Origin of the sequence: Sedimentitalea arenosa (genome assembly GCF_016428585.1) — a bacterium.
Taxonomy (GTDB): domain Bacteria; phylum Pseudomonadota; class Alphaproteobacteria; order Rhodobacterales; family Rhodobacteraceae; genus Sedimentitalea; species Sedimentitalea arenosa.
Genome location: NZ_JAELVR010000005.1, coordinates 301082 through 308593, shown reverse-complemented (window position 1 = coordinate 308593; position 7512 = coordinate 301082). Strand labels below are relative to the sequence as shown.

Annotated in this window: 5 protein-coding genes and 3 pseudogenes; 6 read left to right on the top strand and 2 right to left on the bottom strand. The window is 56.6% G+C overall.

From position 1 onward, the window contains the following. Positions 1 to 102 (top strand): annotated as a pseudogene (locus JF290_RS19520) (IS6 family transposase); the annotation flags it as partial. A gap of 60 nt (positions 103 to 162) precedes the next feature. Further along, positions 163 to 267, top strand: a pseudogene (locus tag JF290_RS19515) (IS6 family transposase); the annotation flags it as partial. Positions 268 to 432: 165 nt separating this feature from the next. Here JF290_RS19515 and JF290_RS09650 read toward each other — a convergent pair. Next, positions 433 to 3456 (bottom strand): ATP-binding protein, encoded by a 3024-nt coding sequence (locus JF290_RS09650; RefSeq protein ID WP_199024634.1) that lies wholly within the window; start codon positions 3454 to 3456, stop codon positions 433 to 435. 125 nt (positions 3457 to 3581) lie between these two features. Here JF290_RS09650 and JF290_RS09645 point away from each other — a divergent pair, with 125 nt between their 5' ends. The 3 genes and pseudogenes from JF290_RS09645 (at position 3582) to JF290_RS09635 (ending at position 6070) form a co-directional block, all read left to right on the top strand. Continuing rightward, the gene (locus JF290_RS09645; protein ID WP_199024633.1) at positions 3582 to 3884 is read left to right on the top strand and encodes a cupin domain-containing protein; all 303 of its coding nucleotides are present in this window, start codon (positions 3582 to 3584) and stop codon (positions 3882 to 3884) included. A 126-nt stretch (positions 3885 to 4010) separates the two neighbouring features. Beyond that, a complete protein-coding gene (locus JF290_RS09640) occupies positions 4011 to 5231 on the top strand; it encodes a phosphatidylserine decarboxylase (RefSeq protein WP_233155233.1) in 1221 nt (406 codons plus the stop codon). 361 nt (positions 5232 to 5592) lie between these two features. Further along, positions 5593 to 6070: pseudogene (locus JF290_RS09635) on the top strand (DDE-type integrase/transposase/recombinase). 102 nt (positions 6071 to 6172) lie between these two features. On the opposite strand, the gene JF290_RS09630 reads toward JF290_RS09635, so the two are convergent. Then, complete coding sequence (locus JF290_RS09630; RefSeq protein ID WP_425503949.1) at positions 6173 to 6469, bottom strand: DUF2218 domain-containing protein; 297 nt, start codon at positions 6467 to 6469, stop codon at positions 6173 to 6175. 129 nt (positions 6470 to 6598) lie between these two features. Here JF290_RS09630 and JF290_RS09625 point away from each other — a divergent pair, with 129 nt between their 5' ends. Next, positions 6599 to 7504 carry a siderophore ABC transporter substrate-binding protein gene (locus JF290_RS09625; RefSeq protein WP_199024631.1) on the top strand — a complete coding sequence of 302 codons (906 nt, stop codon included), beginning with the start codon at positions 6599 to 6601 and terminating at the stop codon, positions 7502 to 7504. Positions 7505 to 7512 lie beyond the last annotated feature (8 nt).

The window sequence follows — 7512 nt, the reverse complement described above, 5'->3', positions numbered from 1 at the left end:
GTCAACCATTTCAACCAGGATCGCAGCCTCTCCAAACGAGATCACTTCAAGCAGAACCGAACCGTTGCTCTGGCCGAGTGGCGTGGTCTCTGCGCGGCATAAGGGACAGCGTTGCTGTCCTGGTAGAGACGAGTTCGAATTAGTCTGACAGCACCCTCATGCGTATCAAACCATTTCAACCAGGAACGCCACCTCTACTCCCGACAGAATTTCAAGCTCAACCGCGCTGTAGCTCGCGCCGAGTGGCGCCAACTTGTTTCAGCATAAGTTCCAGCAGTTCGGCGAATACTGAGACTGGGTAGAAACGGTCTGACAGCACCGATCGAATTAGTCTGACTGCACCCTCAAGACCAATCTGGAGAATCGTCCACATCCGGGTCGGGACACGCTTCCACAAGGGCAATTGGCGCGGGAAAAATAGCGTGGGACCCACTATAGTGATCGCGACAGCGCCATGATTGCAGGATAGGTTTTGAGCGATGTGTCAAACAACTCAGCTACACCATCGCGGCCCTTCGGCGGCCTTTCCCGAATGTGTTTCGACAATTGCTCGGCGATGCCTGCAACTCTGGTTTCCTCACTGTTGGTCGAAGCCCGAGCGCCGGCATCCAGGGCGGCGAGCGCCAACTCGTTGTCGCCGGACACAAGGTGACAAAAACTCAGATACAGGTATTTCTTTCCCAATTCGAAATTCAGATCGATCTTGGTGCTCTCCTTGATCGACTGCTCGATCAGCGCCCTGCCGCTTTCCGTGTCGCCGATACACAGGTGCATCAACCCATAATTCGCCTTGAAGACCGGGCGCATCAACCGCGCCTCAACCGAATCCAATAGCGACAGAGCCGACTTGAACGCCGCGTGGCATTCGCCCGGCCGATCCGCTGGAAGGAACACGATCCCCGCCGAAATACGGGCGATGATATGGGCCAAGATATCGTCCGATGGCTCGGCCGCGTCCAAGGCCGATTGCGCGGCCTGCACGCTTTCGTCGATCCGTCCGCAATACATCAGCGACCGGGCCTTGTAGCTTTGCGCCAGAACCAAAAGGCTGCGATTGACGCCCAGATAATCGCTGTGCACCCCGTCCGAGATCGCCCCGACCACACTTCCGAGGAGTCCAACCGCCTTGTCATCATGTCCAAAGGCCGCGCTGGCCAGTCCCTGATGGAAATTCGCCCTGACATTCATCGCGGCGTCGCCAATTCCCCGCGCAATGTCCGACACTTTTTGGCCTGCCTCCTGGGCCGCCGACGGTTGCCCCCGCAACCAACTGACGTGGCTTTCGAAGGACAGGATCTTGCCGCGTTGGCGGGGGTCGTCGGCCACGGCCAAGGTTCTCTTCGCTTCGTTCAACCTGTCGGCGACGCCGCCCAGATCACCGATCTGGAACAGCGGGTTTCGCATTTCCAGCATCAGATTGACGCGGACATGGGCGCGCTGTCTCGCATCGGTCAGATGTTCGGACGCTGCCAGGGCTTCATTGAACATTTCGATGGCCTGCGTGTTCATCGCCCGCCCGTTGGACAGAACACCGGCCAGCCGAAACGCTTCGCCGGCTTGGGCCCACAATCTGGCGCATTTGGCATGGTGCGCCCGCGCCAGTGCCAACGCCTGATCTCCCAGCCCCAGTCCGGGTTCCATAGCCTCGAATGCCGCGGTGTGAAATTTGATTTCATCGCGTTCGACAATCGAATTGGCCGTAACCTCGCGGAACAATGGATGAATAAAGCGCAGATAGGTGCAATCGGGCGCTTTGGCGAATGCCAGGATTCGGCCTGCCACCAGGTTTTCGACCGAAGACCACTCCAACTCCAGGCGGGACAAAACTTTGGCCAGAATAGCCAACGGAAATTCTTCGCCCAAAACCGACGCGACTTTCAGGACCGTTCTCTGTTTGGGCAAGAACTGGTCGATCCGTTCCGCAATCACCGTCTGAAGAACCGGTGTTTGCGCCATCGAAAGCGTCGCGGTATCGGCAGTCAGGCGCGAAGCGGCGTCGCGCGTGCCACGCAGATACGCGGTCATCATCTCTTGCAGAAACAATGGGTTACCGCCTGACCGGCGAGCCAAGTCCGAAAAGCTGATGGCTTTCGGATCGGCACCTGCCTCGAACTGGACGGACTCGTTGAGTTCCGCGGCCAGAGCGACCGAGGCGTCATCACTGAGCCCGGCGATATTGATCACCTCGATGTTGGCAAGATCTCGTGTCAGCAGCTCGGCCACACGTTCGGATCGACATGTCAGAACAAATGTTCCGGGAAACTCGGCCTGCGCCGACATCAGATGAAAAAAGATCTCTTTGCTTTCGCTGTCCAGTTCCAGAAATTCATCGATCAGGAATACGGCTCCCCCATCTGACCGGACGATATCCACTAGGTTTCTGAAACCTTGGCGGATTGTATTCAGCTTCTTCCCGATCGAGCTGTCCAGGTTCTTCGCTGGCCGCATTGCGTCCGTATCGAGTCCGGAAAACAACTCGGCGTGCAAGTTCCCGATGGTCGCAGTCAAAACGTCCGCCAGCTGCCGATCCGCGCGAAGTTGCATTATGTTCTCTAGGAACACTTCGCGGCTGATCTGATCAGGCTCTACCACCAGTTGACGCACGCATTCGCGCACAGCCGAAAATGGTTCAAACAGGCCGTAAAACCCACGACAATAAAGGGCCTGTTGGGAATTGCTTTTCTCAATCTCCGCGTTCAACTCCGAGATCAACCGGCTCTTCCCGATTCCGGGATCGCCCACAATCAGAACCACTCGCGCCGAATCTCTGGCTGGCGCGGTGCAGATTTCTATCAACTTTTGAATTTCGTTCCGGCGTCCAACAAAACGCGCAGGGCCGTTTTTTCTGGCCACAAGCGAACTGTTCCTGATCCCGCGCAGTTCATAAAGCTGCAAGGATTGATTCAGCCCGCGTATGTCATGCGGGCCAAGTTCCTCTATCAGAAAGCCGTCGCCTGCAAGGTCATGGGTCATCTGCTCCATGACGATCGTGCCGGATTTCGCCAGCGATTGCAGCCGCGACGCGACATGAACCGAAACGCCGGTGGCATCGTAATGCCAGCCGATGTCGATCTCGACGGGTTTTACCAGGATCTCACCGGTGCTCATTCCGATCCGCAATTCCATCTGCGGGCCAGAGCCGTTTTGCCCCCCCGCGGCCGACATCATTTCCAATGCTGCCAGACAAGCGTTTGAGGCATGTTTTGAATTGGCCTTCGGTGCGCCAAACAGAAACAAAATTCCGTCGCCCGCAACCGTTCCGACAGTTCCTCCATGATGGTGGGCAATCTGGATCAGCTGTTCGCGGTAAGTTTCGAAATAGCTGCTCGCATGTTGCGGGCCGACAGCCGAAATCGTTTCCAAAGAGCCGACAAGATCAACAAACAGCGAGGTTACGAGCTTGAGTTCGGCGTCAAACCCCCGATCACCGACATCGTGGCGGGCTCCGTGCTGCACCTATTGCCCCCCCTTCGGCCACCAAATTTCTTGCGAAAAACGACTTGCTCTGTCATGTTATCCTAATCGGGCATATCTGAAAAACTATTTTGACGGGTACCCTCTTGCCCGCATGGAGTGGTATTATGGCTGACGATGTAATTTTCGAAGATCTCTACGATACACATGGGCTTACGCCAGAATTGGGGCTCTTCCAAAGGGTCACCTTTCCGCCGGGTTCTCAAACGGTTCAGCGGTACAGCAGACCCTATGTTGTTCTGGCGGTAACCAAGGGTACCCTGAAGATTCAGGTCAACGACGACACGGCCTATGAGCAATCATTCGAACCGGGCGATCACTATCTGCGCCCGGCCGCTGCGGACGGCGAAGAGTTCACCATGACCGTCGGCAACGAAACCAGTTATCCGATCGTCGTTTTGAAAGGCTGACATAAGAGCGTCGCAAACCAATCGACGTGGCGACCACGGGCAGAGACGCGGTCAGCGTGAGCTGTTTCGACCGCCGAAATGGTCATGCGTGCCGATAATGGCGCATGGTGTGCGGAAAGGACAGGAATGACTGCGGATCATGCGCTGGAAACCCCGGACAACCTGGATGACCATATCCAATTTCTTGTTGCTTTCGCCCACACGAACCCGACCTTTGAAACCCTGATCTGCGCCTCGCTCAAAACGGCGAGAAAAACTGCGGAAATCCACTTGGACCGCGCCCTCTACACTGCCCTTCCCTGGCCGGAAACCTTTGCCGAGTATATCATGTTTCTGCGCGATTTCGCATGTTGGTGTCCGCACCCGGACACCAATCCGGCTTGGGCTCGGGACGATGGAGACGGGCAGCAGGAAGTTTACGATCGGGGCTGCCATTTCTTTTGGCTAATCGACCAACCGGTAGGCCCAGGTGGGACCGTCATTGTTCAAAACCTGTCCTGGTTCAGTCACTGGATGATTGGATACGCCAGCCTGTACGGTGATTTTCTTGATACTCCGGAGTCCTTTAGCCCGGATATTCTCAATTCATTTATCTCTTTGTCGCCGAAATACGCAGTCGGCGATTCAATGGTGGATGGAAAACCGAATTGTCCAAGCGGCTGGCAAACGTTCAATCAGTTCTTTGCTCGCGAATTGAATTCAGGATTGCGACCGATTGCGAAACCAGAAGATAACCGGGTTCTGGTTTCACCGGCCGACTGCGCGTTTAGACGGAAATACGAAATTGATGCCGAGTCTCGAATTGAAGAAATAACGATCAAGCGAACACATAAATTTGCCACTATCGGACAGTTACTTGACTGCAGCCCGTTTTCAAAGTCGTTTCGGAACGGAATGATGTTGCATTTCTTCCTTGGTCCGTATTCCTATCATCGCTACCACGCGCCGGTGTCTGGAACCGTGCGGGAATGTCGCAAGGTTCATGGGCTGACCTATATGGGCGTCCGCCTGAAAGACAATCAGTTTCTGGCGCAGGATGACGCCAAAAATGGCTACCAGTTCTCTCAGTCGCGCGGTGTCTTGATACTTGACTCTGTCGGCTGCAACCTCGGCGATATCGGATTGGTCGGGGTCGTGCCCGTCGGGATGTGTCATATCTCGTCGGTCAACTTCACGACAAAGACAGGCGCCACACTGACCAAGGGCGAAGAATTTGGGTTCTTTGCCTTTGGCGGATCCGACATCATCATTCTGCTTCAGGAGCAAGCCGGTCTAAGACTGACCTTGCCGCAGGACTACATCGAATACGGAAAGATGATCGCTGCAGGCCATTCCGCAGGGCGCTGAGGAGCGAGCTTTTGAAATCCACCCACCGCGATTTTTGGACCCAGATGCGGTGTCGGCAACAGCCCGGCTTAACGCGTTGCCGTGGCTCCATTAGTGGACGCGCACGGCCGGGTTTGACCGCAATGCCACGCGGCGTGCCCTCGCCGCTGGTTTTCGTCATCGGCCCGAGCGTCACCGCGGAACTGTCTTGCGCACCACGTCCCATTGGGTGTTGTCAACCTAGTTCAGCGAGAGCCGACCATCCGGACGATGCCAGCCATTGTCTCGATTACGCATTTCGATCACCATCAAGGTCACGACCTTGGGTCTGGTCAGAAGGATTTGAGATGAGGCGGGCAGGGCGGTTACTTGGCCTTTGCTTATGACGAAAACAGACCCCATCAAGTGGTTTCACAGCAGCCCCGAAATCATCCGCCTGGCGGTGATGCTGTACGTTCGGGTCCCGCTCTCGCTCAGGAATGTCGAGGACCTGCTTCGCGAACGCTGTTTCGATGTCAGCATCGAAACGGTCCGACTCTGGTAGAACCGGTTCGGTCCGGTGTTTACCGAGGAAGTCCGGAAAGGGCTGGTCAGCCGGATGCGGGACTACCCGAATTCGCAGTGGCATCCGGACGAGATGTTCGTGAAGATCAACGGCGAGCTGCCTTACCTGTGGCGGGCCGTTGATCAAGAGGGCGATGCAACGGTTTCGCAGGATGCGAAGTTTGCAGGTGTTCGCCGCCGTCCACGCTTCGGTCCACAACCATTTCAACCAGGAACGCCACCTCTACTCCCGACAGTATTTCAAGCTCAACCGCGCGACCGATCTCGACGAGTGGCGCCATCTTTGTTCAGCATGAGTTCCGGCAGTTCGGCGATTATTTGGACTGGTTGGAAACGGTCCGACAGCACCGTCAAGAGAGCGGATAGCGCAACTCCGCAAATCAGAACGAACCGTCCGTTCAATTCGTAGCTCTGATTGTCCAGTTCAGCGTGTCGAAAGGTTCGCGATGCGCGAACCGTTTGAGGTGGTCTTCGATGATATGTCGGGCGATAGCCAGTCCCGTATCGTTCTGAGCCGTAACCACGACTTCGAGTCCGGACTCATCAGACTTGAGCGTCGCGCGGCCTGGGGGCAAATCGGCGGTTCCCGAGACCTCGTCGTATTCGACAGTGACTTTGTGGGCGAAATGCTTGCACAGTTGTTTGAGGTACTTCGATCCGTTTTGCGTTTCGAAGCGACATTGCGATGACAGCACGCCACTCTCCTTAAATCTGATTCTTTTACTATGGTATTTGCTTGACGGGCTGGCGACAACGGCCTAGAGCGGCGCGGGACATCAGCAGCCAGCGTACCGTCGCAAGCCAGCTAAACTCAGGAGTTGGCCATGGCGTTGCGATTTCACGAGATTCTTGCCGCATCGATTGTATTTGGCGCGACCATCGCGGCGGCGGAACCAACCACGGTTGAAACCGCGTCCGGTCCGATAACACTCGATGCTCCACCCGAACATATTGTGGTTCTGGACGTAGCAGCCATGGACACGCTGGCAGGGCTTGGGGTCATCCCAACGGGTGTCGTTTCACCTGTTTTCGTCAACTATCTTGCCGAGATCGAAAACCAGTCGGCGGTGGTCGGCACCTTGTTCGAGCCGGATTTCGAAGCGATTGCAGCCCTGCAGCCGGATCTGATCGTAGTCGGTGGACGGTCCCTGGCGATGGCGGAGGCTCTCGCAGGAATAGCGCCTGTTGCGGACATGAGCATCGGAACGGACACCATAGCTGACGGCCTATCGCGGCTTGAAACCTACGGGGCACTGACCGGGACAGAAACCCGGGCCGAGGAGCTGAAAGCAGAGATCGAAAACCGTCTTGGAACCGCGCGCGATTTAGTGGCCGATCGTGGGGATGCGCTCATCGTGATGACAAACGGTCCGAAGCTATCCGTTTTCGGCCGGGACAGCCGGTTCGGGTGGCTGCACCGGGAGCTGGGCTGGCCAGTCGCGGTGGACGACGTCGCCGGATCCAATCACGGGGAGGCGGTGACGTTCGAGTATATTGCCGCCGCCGACCCGGATACCCTCATCGTGGTGGATCGCGGAGGTGCGATTGGCGACACGGACGCGCGGATGCAGTCGACCTTGGACAACGAACTCGTCCATGGCACGAAGGCGTGGAAGTCCGGACAGATCATCCACCTGCCAGCGGCCGAGGCCTACATTGCCGCGGGCGGCGTGCAGGCAACGATCCGGACCCTCGATCACCTGATCGACTCTCTCTCCAACTCCGGCTGAGTGGCGTC

What these genes read in the sequence shown, in the direction of transcription:
- JF290_RS09625 (WP_199024631.1), top strand. Translation starts at nt 6,599, where the DNA reads ATGGCGTTGCGATTTCACGAGATTCTTGCCGCATCGATTGTATTTGGC.
- JF290_RS09640 (WP_233155233.1), top strand. Translation starts at nt 4,011, where the DNA reads ATGACTGCGGATCATGCGCTGGAAACCCCGGACAACCTGGATGACCAT.
- JF290_RS09645 (WP_199024633.1), top strand. Translation starts at nt 3,582, where the DNA reads ATGGCTGACGATGTAATTTTCGAAGATCTCTACGATACACATGGGCTT.